The sequence below is a fragment of the Thermogemmatispora argillosa genome (genome assembly GCF_059696725.1).
The window spans coordinates 461487-479254 of record NZ_AP019377.1 but is presented as its reverse complement, the minus strand read 5'-3'; the positions used below and the strand labels follow the sequence as shown (position 1 = coordinate 479254).

The following is a 17768-nucleotide window of genomic DNA, read 5'->3' as shown; positions in this document are numbered from 1 at the left end:
GCCTCTAGCACGAGCGGTATCGCTGCTCGGCTGAGCAAGGGGTTGCCTGTCTCGTCGCCCAGGTGGCACCTGGCGCAGAGAGCGGGCGCCGGCGCCGGTCCGATATGCCCTTCCGGCTGCCCAAGGAGCTCGACGAGCGCAACGGCCTGGGCGGCCTGCATGCCGTGCGGCATCTGACCCTGGGGCGGCTCTCCTTCGTCTCGATCAACGAGCAGCTTCGGCAGGGTGGACAGGTGAGATGCGCGTCGCTGGCTGCGCACCGGGCCTTGGCCCGGTGGAAGGAAAGGAAATCCAGCTGACCGTATCTGGGGGCCTGAACGCTGCTCAGGCCGCTCAGCAAGGCGAGCGAGTCGCAAGAAAGACGCCTGCACAGGCCGTGGGTGATCTGATCCACCTCGGCGCAGCGCGGCAGAGAAAGCCATGCAGCCGTGCTGGCAAGCGGCGCCAGCCAGGTTGATGCCGCACATCGCTCGCGACTGTCTGAGTGGGGCAACAGCGCCTGTTGCCGCCTACCAGCCGTCCTTGAAGAGCCAGCGGTATGACCAGCTCATGGCGCGTGGGCCTGTCACCCCGTTGGGCAGGAAGCCCCCCAGGCCAGGAGCCGGAGCAAGCCAACGTGGACCGTGCTACCGGCGGAGTCGTCGGAGTGGAGCATACGTCTGGATGCACAGAGTGTCGCTCGCGCTTTCCCCTCGTGTTCACCAGCCAGGGCAGCAGTGATGGCCCTTGTCTGCGCAGCAGGATCACCCCTGCGGGGTCTCCACGGGTGTTTCCATCTGGCAGGCCTGTGTCCTTCGAGGGGCCAAGGGAGCCAGAGAGTGGCTGTTTGCAGGGCCATGCTTGGATGGGGTTGCTGGTGGAGCCGTGCTCGTCTTTGTGCGAGCCGTGGGTGGGCCGAGAGCCAGCACCGCTCGCACGGGCAGGGATGGCCTGGGTGCCAGGAGAGAGAGTCCTCAGTGCGGAGCGCAGGCGCGGCAGCGGGTGGCACCCAGCAGCCAGACGCTGTCCGGTTCCCTGAGCATGCCGCGGGGAGGGGCCATCCCGTCCAGGCAGGAGAGAGGCCAGGTGGAACCTCCGTCAGGAGGGAGCCTTCGCGAAGAGGTCGGGCAGGATCGTCACCGCTGTGTCCGCGGTCTGCAGGCGCAGCGCTGTACCTGCGGCAGTGTCCTTGACGCGATACGCCTGCTGGCTGGGGCGGCCCATTCGCTCCCACTGCTCGTGGTCTGCTTCCAGGAGGTCCCACAGGGAGGGCTGTCCTGCTGGCTCACCGTCGACCGACTCCCATCCAGTCAGCCGGCGCTGAGACCGTGCTTTGGAACTGCAGGACGCACGGCAGGGGGTCGCTCACCAGCGTCAGCCATTCCTCTCCTGAAGGGGCACCAGACGGGAGCAGCCGGCGTTGTCGCGATCACTGGATGCCGGGGCAATGCCCCTGCAGGAACCAGGCACAGGCAGGCTCCTCCAGGAGGCGCGGAAGGGGATGAGAGCCTGGCAGGCGCCACACCCGCGTGCCGGTGCGCAACGACCCTGCCGGTAACCGGGAGGAGGGTTTGCTGGTGGGGAGGACTGCCAGGATTGGGGCCTGTAGGGGCATGAAGGAGAGTGGGGGCTGCCAGAACATCCCCACTGCTTCCATTCCACCGCGATCGGGCCTGACCAGCTTCTCCAGGACGAGCAAGCCGCTCTGGTGCAATTGCAATGGACCTTGCCAATTCATCGCCCGCCGTCCTCCAGAGGCGAGCTGGTCATCCCATCGACGGGGCAACCTGGAGGCACTGGCGGTAGCGATGAGGTGCTCATAGGGGCAGCGGGCGCATGGCCCTGCCAGCCATCCGTAGCGATCACCTGGACGCGCTCGCCGAAACCTGCCGCCTGCAGGAGGACCTGCCCCTGGTGGGCCAGCTCCTCCTCCAGCACGACTATCCAGACCTGTCCTGTTGGCCCTCCCAGGGGCTGCCAACAGTGCAGCATGAGAGCCGGTCCCTGTCCCAGTCTCCACGATTCGCTGACCCGGCTGCCCGGCCAGGGCTTCCAGCATCTGGGCTAGCGCAGAGGGCTGAGAACTGGGGCTGCTGGGCAGCTGGCACCTATCCAGACAAGTCACCAACGGCTCGTCCTGATAGAGCCGCTCCAGCCACTGCCCGGCAGGCAGTACGTCTGACGTGCACCAGCGCCAGACGCGTCCCTGTCGCTCAGAGAAGCCCGGTCGCTGCCGCCAGCCAATACCATTACCTCGTGGGCTTCAGTTCCAGAAAGACCTCTTCCCCTTCGGGGGTAAGGCTGGAGTCATCCTCATCCGTCTCGTCAGCGGGATCATCATCCAGGTTGCCAGCCGTACTCGTTTGCCCGGGCGTCTCCGCTCAGGTCGCGTCAGCCACGCCAGTGAAAGGCGCAGGGGCACGGCATTGCAGCAGGAAAGGAAGAGGAAGTGGGCAGGCCGCGCCCTCCCTACCAGGGCCAGCAGCAAACAAGGCCTCTGACATGGCCTCCTGGGAAGACACGGCAGCAGCTGACCACACGACAGCCTCGATGCAGCAGCGCCAAACGCTCAGGAGGCATCAGCCACCCTGCGGGGACAAGCGTCTCCCGTGCCTGCGATGCATGGAGCGGCACGATCTTGACGCTGGTCAAGTTCTTCATACAGGAGAGCATCTTCTGCCCCCCATGTCAAGAAAGCCCCAGGAGCAAGGAGCCAGGGATTGCCTGCGAGAGCAGACGCGGCTGCGCCCGAGGTCGGCGGCGCGCCTGTCGTGACCGGGAGAAGCCACCGCAGCCACGGAAGGCAAGGCCCGCCGCAGGGAAGCAGCCAGGGAGGAGGAAGCAGCCTGCCTCAGCGGGGGACAAGACTCCAGGAGAGAGAGCGCTGGCGCGCCGCTGGCACGTCCGCTTCCGTACGGCTGAGGGTGGGAAGCCGCGAAGTTGAGCGCGCGGGAGCGGCGCGGTTTCCATCTCAGACGGGCGGCTTCGCGTCTTTCTGACCTACAGAAATGACGATGTGATTGTGGCAGATGCCGGTTTCAATCCCAGACGGGCGGCTTCGCGTCTTCTGACTGTTCCGCAAGAGTACGGCAAGGTGGTTGAGGTGACGCGGTTTCAATCCCAGACGGGCGGCTTCGCGTCTTCTGACGGGGTGTGGATATCAAATGAGCTTGCGCAAGACACCCTGTTTCAATCCCAGACGGGCGGCTTCGCGTCTTCTGACTCTGCGGTAGTGTTGTTTTTATCAGAGCGCTATCGCGTTTCAATCCCAGACGGGCGGCTTCGCGTCTTCTGACTGCATAGCTATCATGTCATTGCCCTCCCTCTCCCAAGGTTTCAATCCCAGACGGGCGGCTTCGCGTCTTCTGACCCTGAATCAGGCTCCGGGGAAGTCGCTCCTGCCTTCTGTTTCAATCCCAGACGGGCGGCTTCGCGTCTTCTGACTCAGGTTCCCCGAGCCGAGGCTCCAGTTGGCCGGCGGTTTCAATCCCAGACGGGCGGCTTCGCGTCTTCTGACATCGTCTCCCGTGCCGCCGCAGCCGCTCTGCTGGAGTTTCAATCCCAGACGGGCGGCTTCGCGTCTTCTGACAAGCCGTGGTACGAGTACCCGATTACATGGCCATATGTTTCAATCCCAGACGGGCGGCTTCGCGTCTTCTGACCCGGCCAGCCAGGCCAGTCCGACCACTGTGATGCCGAGGTTTCAATCCCAGACGGGCGGCTTCGCGTCTTCTGACGGTACCCCTTGTACGATAGCATCTGGAGCCGCGTCAGTCAAGCTATTTCGATGATCCCACAAAAGCGGTCAGCAGTGACCGCTCTCATGCGGCAATGATGCCAGCCACTCTCGCCCTCAGACGGCCTGGGAAGCCCTTCGAGGATCGCTGCGTGAGGAAGCGGGAGCCGAGATCCTCGAAGCGACGAGCACATGATCAGCAAAACAGCATGAGATGCTTGCATCCCCTTCGGGCGCATGTCCGGGAGAGTGGCCTCGTGCCTCCCCCTCTCCACGCGAGAGACGGCGCTGGCTTGGGCGCCACCCTTCCCACAGCAGGCATCCTGCTCCCGAAGCGGCACTGGCCTTCTTTCCTCCCTCGGGTGCTCTGCCTTCGCTTCAGCGGCTCCCATCTGCCCGGGGGCAGGTGCCAGCGGCTGCAGGAAGCCTGGGAGCTGTGGCGACGGTGGCAGCCCAGGCTAGAGTGGGATCGGTTCGAGGCAGATGAGCAGGGGCAGCGCCTGTGGGCGGAGACGGCGGGTGGCTGGTTGATCGCCCAAGCCGCCTCGTGGGAGGAGACAGAATAAGTGTTCCTGGAGGCTGCGCCGGCCTGCCGCCTGGGGGTGTGACTGGGAGAGGGGCTGGATTCCCCCAGCTGTGGAGCGCTCGGGACCGCTCGCCGCGCAAGAGCAGGCTCCATCCTCTCTCCCGCTGGGCATCCATGTTTCCTGTCACTGCGTGCCCGAGGCTCATGAGGGACAGCTCGCGACTCCTTGTGAGCCAGAGCCTGTGCCAACGAGCAAGGGGTCGCTGCTCCGCAGGCCCTCTTCCTCTTCCTGTAGAGCAGCGCGTCAACGACTGCGCTGCTCCTCCGCCGGCAGCAACGCTGCTCACTTCAGGCAGAACGCAGACGGCTTGGTCACTTCTAGCAATCATTCGGTGCTCGTCAGCCCCCCAGTGCAAACCCCCCAGGGAGATCCGGCGACCAGTCTGCCAGGGGCTTGCAACACCAGGCCAGCAGATCCACTCCGCGCCTGCTGATGAGCGGTGATCTTTTCCAGCGACAACAAGGGCTGTATCAAGCGTTTGCTGGGCTGGCCTCGAAGCATACCGCCCCTGGCAGTGATTGGATGGAGCGATCGGCACCGCTCATCAACAGGAAAGATGAAACGCTCGCTTGTTCCAATGCGTGCCCATAGGACCCTTTCCGAGGGCACTGTTCCCATGATCGGCGCCCCGCTACTGGTCACGTCTCCCCGGTGGTATCTTCCGCATGAGGAAGTGATCTCTCTTACTGGCTTGATTCACCTGGCAGGAAAGCATGCAGACCGAAGCACGCTGCTGATTGACAGGACAGCAGGGATCTGCTATAGTCCCCACAGCAGACACCTGAAGGCGCCTGTCTGGCTGGGTGACAGGTTTGCAGCCTGCTCATCCTCTCTTCATCACCTTGATGCAGAAGACATCAACGCGCAGAATCATGATACGTAAGGCTCCACGCTATATCACTCGCTATGGGGCGGCCTATCTGGGAGATGCTCTGGCCTTGCTGGATGAACTCGAGACGGACTCGGTCGATCTGGTCGTCACTTCTCCGCCATTTGCCCTGCAACGAGAGAAAGCGTATGGGAATGTGGATCAGCATGCCTATGTAGACTGGCTACTTGCCTTTTGTCGCAAAGTATTTCGGGTGCTTGCTCCTCATGGGAGTTTTGTGCTGGATTTGGGAGGAGCGTACCAGCGACGCCGACCTGTTCGATCGCTCTATCCTTATGAGGTGCTGCTGCGCCTTTGTCGTGAGCTGGAGTTCCGTCTGGCGGAGGAGTTCTTCTGGTATAATCCGGCGAAGTTACCGTCCCCGATCGAATGGGTGAATAAGCAGAAGATTCGAGTGAAAGACGCGGTCAATCACATCTGGTGGCTGGCTAAGGATGACTTCCCCAAGGCTGACGTTCGGCGTGTGTTGGTGCCGTATTCATCGCGGATGCGCAAGCTGCAGGCAGATCCTGAGAAGTTCTATACCCCGGCGTTGCGTCCATCGGGGCATGAGATTGGCGAGCGCTTTGCGACGGATAATGGGGGGGCCATTCCGTCGAATCTGCTGCACATTCCAAATACGGAGAGTAGCTCGCTCTATCTGCAGCGCTGTAAGGCCCTGGGGATTTCGCCACACCCTGCCCGTTTTCCCGTCAAGCTTCCCCTGTTCTTTATTCAATTTCTGACCGAACCAGGCGATGTGGTTCTGGATATTTTTGCTGGTTCCAACACCACCGGATTTGCTGCCGAGTGCCTCCGCCGACGCTGGATCGCCTTTGAGCTAGAGCCGCAGTATCTGGCTGCTTCAGCCCTCCGGTTCCTTCCGCGCGACGTTCCCGAGGACGAGGTGGCTACCCTCTATCAGCGCCTCTTGCACACGGAGCAGGGGAGCACGATCGTCCTGCCCCACCCGGAAGTGGAACAGGCGCCGCTCTTTGACGTCTAAGTCCAGCCATCGGGAGGTTCCAGCCCAGAGAAGAGGGGCTGCCTGTCATCTGTCACTTGTCGATAGACGCATGTACCCTGAAAGACGTACCGCAGGGGAATCTTGGGATTGTTCAAGGGACGTCCGCCTTGCTGGCGGATTCGCTTGCGCCACTCCAGAAAGAGCGGCTCCAGCAGGTGGGGAGGCACTTTCCAGACGGATTGCAATTCGATATCTTTGTAGAGCCCAATGTACCAGGCATAAACAGATTGATACTTGTCAATGATCTCTTCAGTCAGGTGATGATGGGTAGTCACACCGCGATTGCGGTGAAGAGCGAGATTAACAGTTTTCAATTCATACTCATTGCCTTATGCATCAATGGCATCATTTCCTTCTCTTCCAGACAAAATTCGTAAACCAAGTATAATAAGCATTTGAAGGACTTTGCCCCCATTATCCTGGAAGACATCATTGATACCATACTCTCTTGCCAGCTCTTGAAGATCCTGGATCTGCTCGTAGGCGCGCAGAAAGCGGGTGAGGTCGCGCTGTCGGTGCGCTGGGGCCTTCGCTGGGGAGCCAGCTGCTGGCTCCGGGAGAGGGAGAGAGGTTTCCAAGGAAGCGGCTGGCGAGGGGAGGGACGACGAGAGCGGCTGCCCGGTAAAGGCGAGCAACGCTGGGAGGGGAAGCTCCAGCGCTTGAGCAAGAAGCAGCAGGGCATCAAACGAAGGCGCCCGCTCTCCGCGCTCCAACAAGCTGATGTATTCTGGCGTCTTCTCGATGCGCTCTGCCAGTTGTTCCTGCGTAAGAAGACGTTGCTGCCGGAGGGCACGGAGATGCTGTCCAAAGAGGAGGCGGGCCTGACGTTCATCCATGTCGATGGCCATCCGAGACAGAGTCTGAAATCCTGCTGCTGGAGATAGCATAAGCAGAGGCTGTCGACTTGTACACGAACTGTGAGTTAGCTTTCGTTGATAGGGCGCTCATGCCCATCAGGCGAGACATTGCCTGCTCTGTGAGCACGTCAGCATCAGGGGGAGTGAAGGGAGCAGCGAGCAGGTCCCTCTGCACCTGCACGCGCGTCTATGCTCATCGGTGCAGGAGCCTTGCCGACAGAGAGGGACACATGTGCTCTTGCCCCAAGTGAGGGAGTCGGCAGCAGGCAGGACGGCAGCGAGTCGACAGCGGAGCGCTCAGCATGCGAAGGCCAATTACACGGCGTCCGGTCCAGACTCGCTGGTCGCCTTTCTGGAAGAGGAGGACCAGAAGAATGCGAGGGCGAGAGGAAACAGGTAGGCGGCTGCCTGGGTAATCAGGCGGTTCCTGGACAAAGGCAGAGACTGCCTGCCTGTGACCAGCATCAGCATCTCTGCAAGTGTGGAAATCTTTCCGGCTCTTGACAGGCAGTTCCCAGGAGTCCCATCCCTGTCTTGGGGAATGAGGGAGCGTCTTTCTGTTGGCCCGCTATTCAGGCTCAGGATCTCTGGCTGTCGAGACATCGATCAGTCCTGTTCCCGGCAGACAAGTGGTGGGCCGTCACTGCAGACGCAGTGCCCCAGGCGAAAGGAGGCATGCACAAACAGGCCACAAGGGAAGCAACCCTGTACTACAATGAGGACCGATTCGCGTTCTTCTTTCTTGGAAGACACGCTGACCCTTGCACAAGGAAGCCCGGTTTGTCCACTTCTGCCACGACCACTGGGTCCGAACCAACTCCACTGCTCCCGATCCTGGTGGTCTTGACCGCCGAGACGGCGAAGGACCCTGATCCCGCCCTCGTCCAGACTGTGGGGCACGAGACCACGACCATTCTCTGCCTTTGCCAGGAGGACCTGACCCTTCGTCTTGGTGACGGAGGCCAAGAGAAGTGAAGAGCCAAGAAAGGAAGAAGCGTTATGCGTGTGATGCGCATCAAGCGTCCCTCCTATGACGCGATCATAGCTGGCCGGAAAACCCTTGAGGTTCGTGTTGGATATGACCATATCAAGCGCTATCAGGTAGGTGAGACCATCCGACTTGAGACGTCAGGAGATGCCGCAATCATACGGATTAAGGCGATAAGGAGGTACAAAAACTTTGAAGATATGCTGGCTGCAGAAGATTGGCAAAAGATTGATCCAGATTCAAGTGATGTAAATACAGCTTTACACTGCATTCGAGAGATTTATCCACCGGAGAAAGAAGCTCTCGGTGTGTATGTCTTTGAGGTTGAGCCAGTGACTGACTAACGGGAAAAGAGACCCTAAGCGGTGATATATCCGGGCCACTGTTAGGGGTCCCCCTCCCTTGGTTCACCTTGGCTTCCTTAGAGCCGTTATCCTTCCGCTTGTTCACCTTCGGCCACTGCGGTGTAATCGGAGGGAGCCTTCGCTTCGGGCCGAGTGGCTGGTGCTCCTCGCCGCGGCCAGCGGGAGCCAGCTTGGTCCGTCGGGGACGTCTCCACCAGGGCAGTGCCGTTGTCTCCTTGCTGCTGGGAGAGGCGTGGTGAACCGCTGGATTGGGGTGGAACAGCCAAGCATCTGATCATCCTGACAGCCGTGTGGCAGCTTGCGCTTGCTGACGCGAGCTGGCCACCCTCTCCAGAGCAAGGGTAGTCAAGAGCGGTCCACAAGGAGAATCGGCCTCAAAATTGCCTCCGCGGGTAGGGGGGTGATTTCCCCCGCTTCTGGGAGGAGCTGGCCCCTGCCCTGGGAGCGGGAGATTCTCAAGAGATGCGCTTCCTGATGCGACGCACTCCTACCAATGTAGCCCGTATCTTAAAAAAAAAGAGGTGACAGGCTCTGGAGCAGATCTGTGAGAGTCTTACAGCCGTAGCGCTGCGCCGTGAACTGCGAATCAAGCTGGTTAAGACAGTGGCCACAGCAGCGAACGGGAGCGGAGGAGTGTCGCTTTGATGCGCTCCTTCATCGCCGGTGCGGCGCACTTGGTTCTGCTCGGGGCCTTCTCTTTTCTTCAGCTCACCAGGCCGCCGTCGCCATTCTATCTGGGGCGCTCACGGCGTCCGGCGCAGGCCATCTGGCCCCTCTGAACTGGCCTGTCCCTGGTTTCCCTCCTGCTCGATTCCAGGCTCGTACCTGGCCCGTTCCCGCCTGTTTGCCCCGCCGTTCCTGGCAGGGAACCAGATCACCGCCCGTTGCCTCCCCAAAGCCTTCCTGCGCCAGCGGCTACGCTGAGGGAGAGCGTCACTCGCCAGCAGCCCGGCCCGCGCCCTGCCCTTCATCCTGTTAGACCAGACCTGAAAGGAAGCAAGCCATGTCTGAGCATCCTGATCCCGCTTCCCCCCAGGAGGCGTCTCCCTCGCCGGCACCAGCCGGGCCGTCGACCGCTCGCAGTGACGAAGCTGCTCTCCCTCTCCAGGACCAGCCCCAGTTGCAGCCATCGACATCGGCGGCTCCCGTGGCCCAGCCGGGGCCTGACATGGCGCCCGAGCCAGCACCGGCCCAGACGCCGGAGTCGGACTGGTTCAGCTGGGAAGATGACCCTGCTGACGATGGTTCCTTCTTTCTGCCGTTTCAGCGCTCCGGCCCTCTGGCTGCGCCGACGATTCTCGATGCGGCCCCAGATCCGACCCGCGACGGGCAGATGTCCCCGTCGCAGGCAGCGAACACTGCCAGGTGCCAGGCCGGCGCGGGGCTTGCCCTGGTCCTTGCCACGTCGCCTGGGCCTGCTGGCGCTGACCTCGTGGTGAGCCTGATCATCGGTGGCATGGTCCTTCCTTTGCTTCTTCAGTACACTGCTAGACGGCAGCCTGGCAATTTGATCGGACCAGTGCGAGCTGCTCGCATTGGGAACGTCAGGCGAATGCCTCCCCTGCTGTCCGTCTCCCTCCAGGAAGCCAGGGAGCGTCGCCATTGTTCCTGGCAGATGAGAGCGTGAGCTGATGCGTGCTCGTGCCTCGCCCCTGACGTGCGGCAACGAACGAGGGTCGAACAAGGGCTGCGGACGAGTGCTTATTGGGGGGAGCCGGAAAACCAGGCCTCGCAGCGGTCAACAAGAAACCTTTGCTCGTCAGCCTATCTTTTCCCTTCGGCAAGCAGCCGTGACTTGCCAATGCGCGCCTCGCCGCTGAGGAGAGGCATCTGGCCGTGTCCCTGCTTGACCCGCTCGATGCGCGCCCCCAAGAGGGCGCTTTCTTGCTCTCGGCCAATCAGGACGGAGGAACGGATCGGCTGGTTGGATTTGAGCGGCATCATCAATGGGCGCCTTTCCCCACACAGGTGAAAGCACTGGCAGCAGGCACGCGCGAAGGACGCCGCGGGCCGTTGGTATGTACTTGACTACCGTATCCATCTCCACAAGAGGTAGCGCGTTGCTGGGTGTCTGGATGAGCAACGCAGGCCCTTTCTCTGAAGAGAGGCAGCGAGTCGACTCTGCTTCCACCGGCCCAGGCCATCTGATCAGCTCGCACCGACCCGCCTGCTAGACTGATTTGACACCATAGCCAGACGATACCACAAGATGACCGGAGATAGCACCAGTTTCAGTGCTGAATCTCTCCCCAGGCGCGAGTCTAGCCAGGAGCATGTTCCGTCTATCAAGCAGGCGATCTCAGCCAGACTGCTGCTGACCTGATCCGTAAGCCGCTCTCTCCGCCGGCTACCCTCCCTCTGCAGAGCAGGGGAAGACAGCCGGCCACAGAGCTGGTCAATGTTCCCTTTCTCCTCAGGCATGGGCAGGCGGACTGGGCCCTGCCCTCTTATCGCCAGAGGCCTTGGCTCAGGCGAAAACAATGAGCGGCTTGATAATGCCATCCAGCTTCTGGTCCATCATCTCAAAAGCACGCTCCATCTCCTCGAACGGAAAGGTGTGGGTGGTCAGAGGCGTTGGATCAACGCGCTTCTGCTGGAGCAGGCGGAGCAGACGCTCCAGGCGCAGCCGCCCGCCAGGGCACAGTCCCGTAGTGATGGTCTTTTCCGCCATACCCACCCCCCAATCCAGGCGCGGGATATGGACAAACTCGCCGTGTCCGTGGTAGCCGATGTTCGAGATGGTGCCACCCGCTTTGGTCACCTTCACGGCGTTCTGGAAGGTGACATCGCTGCCCAGTGCTTCGATGGCCGTATCCACCCCCTGCCCAGCGGTCAGTTCCAGGATACGCTTGACCACATCCTCGCGGGAGAAGTCGACGATGACATCCGCCCCGTAGAGGCGAGCTAGCTCCTGCCGCCGGGGCACCGCCTCCACGGCGATGATCAGGCCCGCTCCCAGCAATCTGGCCCCAGCCGTGGCCATCAGCCCGACAGGTCCCTGCCCAAAGACGGCCACTGTCCCACCGAGTGGGATACGCCCCTGTTCCGCTCCCATGAACCCGGTCGAGAGCATATCTGCGCAGTAGACCGCCATCTCGTCAGAGACATCCGGGGGAATCAGCGCCATGTTGGCATCGGCCTCATTCACGTGAAAGTACTCCGCGAAGACGCCGTCCTTGGTATTGGAGAATTTCCATCCTCCCAATGGTCCACCTGACTGAGAAGGATGGCCAGCCTGGGAGGCGAGATCACCCCAATCTGGGGTAATAGCTCCGACGACCACCCGGTCACCTGGGCGAAACTGGCGCACCTGGCTGCCAACAGTGTGCACGATGCCCACCGCCTCATGGCCGAGCGTCAGATTGGTGCGCGGGCCGATGGCTCCCCGCACAGTATGCGAGTCCGAGGTACAGATGAGCGCCCGCGTCGTGCGCACAACGGCATCGTTCGGGCCTGGCTCAGGCACAGGCTTCTCCATGAAACCCACTTGACCAATGGTCTTCATCACAAAGGCTTTCATGATCGTCGCTCCTGTCTTTACTAGACTCGCCCGCTAGCGAGTACACTGGCAGAGCAACACTCATTCGCGTCGTAGAGAGCACTGCGGTTTAGCTCCTGCGCTGGCAGATCGCTGCGCTGCTGCTCTCCTTCGAGGAGGATAGGCTATTCCTGTCACAGGTCCTTCACGGCGGTCCCCTGCCTTCTCACGGTTCACTCCCGAGGAAAGGAGCCAGGCTCCGCTCTGCTCAGCGTTCCCCAGATGCGGCGCTGGCCCTGCAGGAAAAGGAAAGGCCGTACAGGCATGGACCCGGGCTTTTCCTTTGCTCTTGATTTCTCTCAGGAGAGCAACCAGTGACCAGAGCGGTGCCGCGAGAACATCCTGTGATGCACGAGCCTGTTCTTGTGCAAGCCCTGTGAGACGCCGGAGGTATATACTCCCCATGAGTAAGGAAAATGGGGGAATGACCGTGTGCTCCACCGCTGGTAAGCAGAGGCTGGGGCCTCCGAGCCAGTCGGGAAACGGAAAGAAGGAGAGCAGTCATGTGCAAACGAGAGACTGAAGACTCTCGCTCTCTGCGGGAGCTTCAGGACAAACTGGTACGCCTGGGCATTCTGACCGGCGAGCGACTGACGCGCGCGCTGAAGGCCGTAGAGCTGTTCGATCCAGCGCTGGCACAGACGGTCTTGCCGGCTGACCCGACGATTGCCAACCTGCAGGCCACGATCGAGGACGAAGTGCGCGTCTTCTTGCTCGAAGCGGAGGAGATGGGAGACAGCACGCTGCGTTTCCTGGTGTCATTGCCTGTGCTGGGCAGCGAGCTGCTCCTGCTCAGCGAGGAGGCGCAAGAGCTGGCCAGGCTGGTCGTCTGGCTCGGCTCCTCCGCCGCGCAGGCTGGTCAAGCAAATGGGGAGGCGAGACAATGGCCTCCTACCCTGGCCGGGCTGGGGGAGCAACTCATGTCCTTCGGCCGTCAGATCAGCGCCTCGGCGATGGCGGTGGCTCTGGCGCTGGCAGAACAGGATACCCAGGGAGCGCAGCGCCTGTGGCGTCAACAACGCCGTCTTCAGCATGAGCTGACCAGGCTGCAACGCAGCTTGCTCCTGACCATGCCAGCCGGCACGCTCCCTTCCGCGGGGACCAGGGCCCCGGCACAGCCCTGGGTCGCCTATCTGTCCGCCCTGGCCCTGCTCTTGAAACGCGTCAGTTTCCATGCAGCCACGCTCTGCGAACGGCTCATCTTTATGGTTGAAGGAGTCCGCAGCATGCGGATGCTGCAACATCTGGAGGCTCGCCTGCTAGTCGATCGCTGCCATGAACCAGCTCAGTGAGGGGGTGCAATGGGAGAGGAGGAGTCTCTGAGTCCGCCAGGCTGTGACTGTGCCTTTGCTCCCATTCCTCTCCTCACGCGCTCTCTATCTCAGCCTCAGCTGATTTCTCCGGGTGGGCGATACCATCCTCCTTTGCCTCTCATAGGGAAGGCGATGATCAGCTAAATCAGCCAGTCAGCCAACCAAGCACCAGCCCCGCCCCAGCTCAGTAGCGGAAGATGGCCGCCAGCGGGCCTGGTGTGGGCATATGCACCGGAGCCACCACGGAAACCAGGCCATCGTGGAGAATCGTCTGCGCCGCCAGTCGATCGACCAGGTCTTCATCGCCGGGCTGGGCTTCGGCGTGGACGTCGATGGTCTGAGCCACGGGGTCCAACCGACCCCACAGAGTGGCCTCCTCGGCGATGAAGAGGAGCTGGACGCGCCCACTGCAGGCCGCCCGGGCGATCTCGTCCAGGTCAGCAGAGGTTTGCCCGCTGCCTTCACGCTCGCGCAAGCGGGCCAGGGCCTCCTGTTGCGCCTGCTGCAAGGAAGAGAAGACCAGCGGCCAGGCTCGCTGTCGGAGCAGGGCGGCACTCATCTCATCAAAATTCCCCTCCAGGCCCTCCTTGAGAAGAAAAGGATAGGTGTTGACACGGCGATAAAGCGCCTGCAGCGAGGAGACGGCGGCCAGCACCAATGGTGCTTGCTGGCTGCGCAGAAGGGCATGCACCGCATGGTCGATCTGCCGGATATACCGTAACTCATCCGCTTGCTGCTCCTGTTCGCCCGCACCCTGCCCATGATAGAGCACGGCTCCGCGCCTTCCGTGGTGAGTCAGGGGGCTACCGCTATGGTATTGAAGCGCATGGGCTCGCGACCAACGCTCGCGCCAGGAGCCTGGGGGACTGGTGATGCTCTCAGGCAAGGGTACCTCTTGCTGGCCGAATGGGTGACAGACCAGCAGCCGCACGTGCTTTCGGCTCAGCACGAGGAGATAGAAGTGCTTGTTGTGGCTCAACAGGGGCAACAGCGGCTTGATGAAAAAGTGCGCTCCAACTACTACCTGGGGGCGAGGAGCATATGAGAGGTGGTAGATCCGATAGAGAGTAGCCGAACGGAAGACCGCCAGCCCGGGTGCAACGGTGTTCCACAGCGAGACCTCAGCGGGCAGGGCCTCGATGGGTGCGAGGAGACTCCGCTGCGTGGCCAGGCTGAGCCGGCTTTGGGCCAGGCGCTCACGTGCCTCGTGGAGCAAGCGTTTCAGTAGCCGTGGCCCCAGGTAGTAGCCCTGACCTTTGCTGGGCGTAGGCAGATAGAGCGAGAGGCACGGAGCTTCCTCGCTCGCCAGCACCGCCTTGATTTCCTGATAGTATCGGTTCTGCTGCATAGAACATCTCCCTGACAACCGACTATGATGGCTTTCTCTTCCTGATGAAAGCCTAGAACGGATCGCTCACAAGCCTCTCTCAGGAGGCTCGGTCGTCTTCACAGCCTGGTTACAGGATGCACGCGCGACAGCGCTCGCTGCCCTGGGCGGTAGCTGCTTCCTGTCCCGTTGTGCTCAAGACAGCGATTTGTGAGGGAAGCGTGCGCTCCTGTAACACTTTCGTGAGATCGATCAGGTATGCTCGGGAACAAAGAGGAGACAGGTAGTCAGTATGGCCCCAGTCAGACAAGACGGTGATGCCTCGTGGCATCCAGCCAGCCAGTGCGCCTGGTGCCCTACGAGGTAAGGCCAGAGCGGCGCCTTTGGGCTAAGCGAGCAGGAGATTTGCGAGCGCCGCTGACTTTACAGAGCAGAAAGGAGCAGCCTACTATGTTTCGCCGCATGCTTGTTCCCCTGGATGGCACCGCTGCCGCTGAGCGAGCCTTGCTGATCGCCGCGCATTTGGCTCGTGCGGCCCAGGGATCAGTGACGGTGTTACGCGTGATTGAGTGGCCACCTCCGGGTGTGCTCGCTGACAGCAGCACGCTGTTTGACCCTTCCAGCAGCCTGGCAGAGCACGAGATTACCAGAGCCACGCGCTACCTCAACGAGACGGTCCAAAACTACGCGCAGGCCCTTGAGCACCTGCCCGTTGAGCAGGAGGTCGCTTTTGGCCCGCCGGCCTCGACAGTGTTTTCGGCAGCGCGCCTGGAGCAGGCGGATCTCATTGTCCTGTGTACCCACGCCGCCAGTCGGCTCAAACGGTGGCTCGTTGGCAGCATGGCGCAGCAGGCCGTCAGACGCAGCCCGGTCCCCCTGCTGGTCTTCCATGAGCAGGGGCCGCTGCTGCCGTTTCCACGGCCAGGGCGCCCACTGCGGTTGCTGCTACCGCTGGACGGATCTCTGACCGCGGAAGCCGTTCTTAAACCGGCCTTGCAACTCCTGGCGCTGCTTGCTCCACCTGAGCTGAGTCTGGTGCAGTTGGTGAGTGTCATCGATGTTCCTGGCTACGGGACGCTGGGGGGGCTGCGTATTCCAGACCCGGGCCTGCGTGAGCAGCTCCAGGAGGAAGCCAAGAGCTACCTGGAGGGGGTGATGCAACGAGTGCGCCAGGAGCAGCTGGCCGATCCCGCGGTGACGATCACGTCCACGGTGATCACTGGGAGCAATGTCCCTGGGGTCATTCTCAAGCATGCCGCGGCTGAGGATGCGCAGGACCCGGCCCAGCACTTCGATCTGATCGCGCTGGCCACCCACGGACGCAGTGGCCTGGCCCGGCTTCTGCTCGGCAGCGTCACTGAGCAATTGTTGACCAGCAGTAAGCTCCCCCTGTTCATTGTTCGTCCTGGGATGCTGCGCGAGAGCGATGGCGCGCAAGAAGAGTCAGCCGGTCAGGCAGGGGAGCACAAACCGCCAGCGGCTGACGAGTCAGGGGTCGCCGGTTGGACGGGCCTCCTTTGATCTGACCTCGACTGACTGCAACTGGAGCGTCCAGCTTTAATGCAGAGAGGCATGCCAGCTTTCCTGGCACGCCTCTCTCGTTGATAATCGTCGGTCCACCGCGCCGGTTTCAGCCTAAATGAGGCCCTGGGGGATCAGGTGCCAGTAAGCATGGTTCAGCAGCTGCTTCTCCAGGTGGTAGAAGAGGCTAGGGCGCGGAGGCTCGGGCGGGTGCTCATAGTTAAACACCAGCTGCGTGGCCCGGCGGTTCCCTGTCTCCAGGAAACACATCACCTCTCCATCGTAGAGACCCTCATCCCCCTCAAGTGCCTCTCCACGGATCGCTGCCACCAGGCGCCTGGCCAGGACGCGGGCTTCAAAGTGAGCGGCAGAACCGCTTTTAGGCACAGGCAGATCGGTGGCATCCCCGAGGGCGTACACATGCTCCTGGCCTTTGACCTGCAGAGTGTGGCGATCGGTTGGAATCCATCCCTGGCTATCTCCCAGGCCGGACGCTTCGATGACCTGCGCTCCGCGATGGGGAGGGACCAGGATCAGCAGGTCGAAGGGCACCTCTTCGCCTTCTAGCGAGCGAATCACCCGGCGCTGCTGGTCAACGGCCTCCGGCGTAAAGAAGACCCGTGTGGCGATCTCGCGCTCTTCCAGCAGAGGAGCCACCATTTCCGCCACCCGCTCGATGGTAAAGACGCGCGGGAGCGGATAGAGGTACTCGATGACGGTGTGCTCCCGGAGGCAATGCTGGCGAAGCCAGTCGTCGAGCAGAAAGGTGAATTCCAGGGGGGCTGGAGGGCAGCGGTAGGGGATACCGGCTACTGCAATCACGATACGCCCTCCGGGAAAGGTACTCAGGGCCTGACGAAGGCGCAGCGCTCCCTCGGTGTCGTAGAAATGATGCCATACCCCCTGCCCCTCTTCCAGTCCTGGCAGATCGGCGAGGGCAAGCCGTGCCCCTGTGGCCAGCACCAGATCGTCGTAGACAAGGATGCTCTCCCTCTTTCCTCTGGCTGGTTCGAGGGCGCTGCTCTGGTAGACGTGCACCTGATGATTGGCCACATCGATCTGCTGCACCTGCCCGATCAGCAAGTGCACGCGCTGATGCAACAATGTCCGCTCATCGCGGACCAGCAAATGGCTCTGCGGGTCGCTGTCGCTGAAGGGCATATAGAGCCAGAAAGGCATGTAGACATGCCTTCCCGTGCTATCAATGAGGGTGATCTCAGCTTCATGTGGGCGTAACTGCCGCGCCAGCATATTGGCCGTGATCGTCCCTCCGACTCCTCCACCGATGATGATAATCTGTCGAGGCATAGGTAGGCCCTCCTCTCGGTCTGCCTGGCGTTAGCGTTTTCTGCGGACAACGAAACGGGTATATCCCTGCTCCGGGAAAGCCCCCAGCAATTCGTGCCCGGCCTTCTGTACCCAGGCCGGAACATCGCGAGCCGAGCCTGGATCGCTGGAGAGGAGCGCCAGTGTTCCTTCGACCGGGATGGCTCTGATCCCTCGTATCAGCTCCATGAGGGGGCCGGGGCAGAAGCTGCCCCGTGCATCGATTTCTTTATCAACCTGGATTCCTTCCGGTTTCTCTGGCATGGTATCCTCCTTTCTGGCTCTCATCTGCTGCTATTCTGCTCGCTGCCTCCGCTCAGGCAAGATAAAAGGAAG

At 61.6% G+C, this 17768-nt stretch carries 16 protein-coding genes, 2 pseudogenes and 1 CRISPR repeat array; of the genes and pseudogenes, 8 read left to right on the top strand and 10 right to left on the bottom strand.

What is annotated here, in order from left to right; translation table 11 throughout:
• Positions 1–104: 104 nt before the first annotated feature.
• A complete protein-coding gene (locus AC6H1L_RS02005) occupies positions 105–299 on the top strand; it encodes a hypothetical protein (RefSeq protein WP_497599882.1) in 195 nt (64 codons plus the stop codon).
• Positions 300–1077: 778 nt separating this feature from the next.
• Here the strand turns inward: AC6H1L_RS02005 and AC6H1L_RS02000 are convergent.
• The 4 genes and pseudogenes from AC6H1L_RS02000 to AC6H1L_RS01985 form a co-directional block, all read right to left on the bottom strand.
• On the bottom strand, positions 1078–1203 hold the full coding sequence (locus AC6H1L_RS02000) for a hypothetical protein (protein ID WP_497599881.1): 126 nt from the start codon (positions 1201–1203) through the stop codon (positions 1078–1080).
• A gap of 205 nt (positions 1204–1408) precedes the next feature.
• Positions 1409–1717, bottom strand: coding sequence for a hypothetical protein (locus AC6H1L_RS01995; protein WP_497601587.1), 309 nt, complete (start codon positions 1715–1717; stop codon positions 1409–1411).
• Positions 1714–1971: a hypothetical protein gene (locus AC6H1L_RS01990; protein WP_497601586.1), complete on the bottom strand. Its 258-nt coding sequence runs from the start codon at positions 1969–1971 to the stop codon at positions 1714–1716. The genes AC6H1L_RS01995 and AC6H1L_RS01990 overlap by 4 nt, the downstream gene beginning before the upstream one ends.
• A 43-nt stretch (positions 1972–2014) precedes the next feature.
• Positions 2015–2104 (bottom strand): annotated as a pseudogene (locus AC6H1L_RS01985) (hypothetical protein); the annotation flags it as partial.
• 837 nt (positions 2105–2941) lie between these two features.
• Positions 2942–3716: direct repeats of the CRISPR family, unit length 37 nt; unit sequence GTTTCAATCCCAGACGGGCGGCTTCGCGTCTTCTGAC.
• Between the two features lie 1458 nt (positions 3717–5174).
• On the opposite strand from AC6H1L_RS01985, the gene AC6H1L_RS01980 reads away from it, so the two are divergent.
• Positions 5175–6176, top strand: coding sequence for a DNA-methyltransferase (locus AC6H1L_RS01980; RefSeq protein WP_497599880.1), 1002 nt, complete (start codon positions 5175–5177; stop codon positions 6174–6176).
• Here the strand turns inward: AC6H1L_RS01980 and AC6H1L_RS01975 are convergent.
• Positions 6173–7033, bottom strand: a pseudogene (locus tag AC6H1L_RS01975) (helix-turn-helix domain-containing protein). The gene AC6H1L_RS01980 and the pseudogene AC6H1L_RS01975 sit on opposite strands and share 4 nt — an antisense overlap.
• A gap of 801 nt (positions 7034–7834) precedes the next feature.
• Here AC6H1L_RS01975 and AC6H1L_RS01970 point away from each other — a divergent pair.
• The 4 genes from AC6H1L_RS01970 to AC6H1L_RS01955 all read left to right on the top strand — a co-directional run bounded on the left by AC6H1L_RS01970 (position 7835) and on the right by AC6H1L_RS01955 (position 10034).
• On the top strand, positions 7835–8029 hold the full coding sequence (locus tag AC6H1L_RS01970; protein ID WP_497599879.1) for a hypothetical protein: 195 nt from the start codon (positions 7835–7837) through the stop codon (positions 8027–8029).
• 24 nt (positions 8030–8053) lie between these two features.
• Entirely contained in the window at positions 8054–8386 is a 333-nt protein-coding gene (locus AC6H1L_RS01965; RefSeq protein ID WP_497599878.1) for an ASCH domain-containing protein, read from the top strand.
• Positions 8387–9051: 665 nt separating this feature from the next.
• On the top strand, positions 9052–9186 hold the full coding sequence (locus AC6H1L_RS01960; RefSeq protein ID WP_497599877.1) for a hypothetical protein: 135 nt from the start codon (positions 9052–9054) through the stop codon (positions 9184–9186).
• A 224-nt stretch (positions 9187–9410) separates the two neighbouring features.
• Positions 9411–10034: a hypothetical protein gene (locus AC6H1L_RS01955; protein WP_497599876.1), complete on the top strand. Its 624-nt coding sequence runs from the start codon at positions 9411–9413 to the stop codon at positions 10032–10034.
• Between the two features lie 137 nt (positions 10035–10171).
• Here the strand turns inward: AC6H1L_RS01955 and AC6H1L_RS01950 are convergent, their stop codons facing one another.
• Positions 10172–10351: a hypothetical protein gene (locus tag AC6H1L_RS01950; RefSeq protein WP_497599875.1), complete on the bottom strand. Its 180-nt coding sequence runs from the start codon at positions 10349–10351 to the stop codon at positions 10172–10174.
• A gap of 523 nt (positions 10352–10874) precedes the next feature.
• Positions 10875–11927, bottom strand: coding sequence for an NAD(P)-dependent alcohol dehydrogenase (locus AC6H1L_RS01945; protein WP_497599874.1), 1053 nt, complete (start codon positions 11925–11927; stop codon positions 10875–10877).
• Between the two features lie 521 nt (positions 11928–12448).
• On the opposite strand from AC6H1L_RS01945, the gene AC6H1L_RS01940 reads away from it, so the two are divergent.
• On the top strand, positions 12449–13237 hold the full coding sequence (locus AC6H1L_RS01940) for a phosphate signaling complex PhoU family protein (protein WP_497599873.1): 789 nt from the start codon (positions 12449–12451) through the stop codon (positions 13235–13237).
• A gap of 205 nt (positions 13238–13442) precedes the next feature.
• Here AC6H1L_RS01940 and AC6H1L_RS01935 read toward each other — a convergent pair whose 3' ends face one another.
• Complete coding sequence (locus AC6H1L_RS01935) at positions 13443–14606, bottom strand: baeRF3 domain-containing protein (protein WP_497599872.1); 1164 nt, start codon at positions 14604–14606, stop codon at positions 13443–13445.
• Between the two features lie 429 nt (positions 14607–15035).
• Here AC6H1L_RS01935 and AC6H1L_RS01930 point away from each other — a divergent pair, with 429 nt between their 5' ends.
• Positions 15036–16106 carry a universal stress protein gene (locus AC6H1L_RS01930; protein ID WP_497599871.1) on the top strand — a complete coding sequence of 357 codons (1071 nt, stop codon included), beginning with the start codon at positions 15036–15038 and terminating at the stop codon, positions 16104–16106.
• A gap of 114 nt (positions 16107–16220) precedes the next feature.
• On the opposite strand, the gene AC6H1L_RS01925 is transcribed toward AC6H1L_RS01930, so the two are convergent.
• Positions 16221–17414: an NAD(P)/FAD-dependent oxidoreductase gene (locus AC6H1L_RS01925; protein WP_497599870.1), complete on the bottom strand. Its 1194-nt coding sequence runs from the start codon at positions 17412–17414 to the stop codon at positions 16221–16223.
• Positions 17415–17444: 30 nt separating this feature from the next.
• Positions 17445–17696 carry a sulfurtransferase TusA family protein gene (locus AC6H1L_RS01920; RefSeq protein ID WP_497599869.1) on the bottom strand — a complete coding sequence of 84 codons (252 nt, stop codon included), beginning with the start codon at positions 17694–17696 and terminating at the stop codon, positions 17445–17447.
• Between the last annotated feature and the right edge of the window lie 72 nt (positions 17697–17768).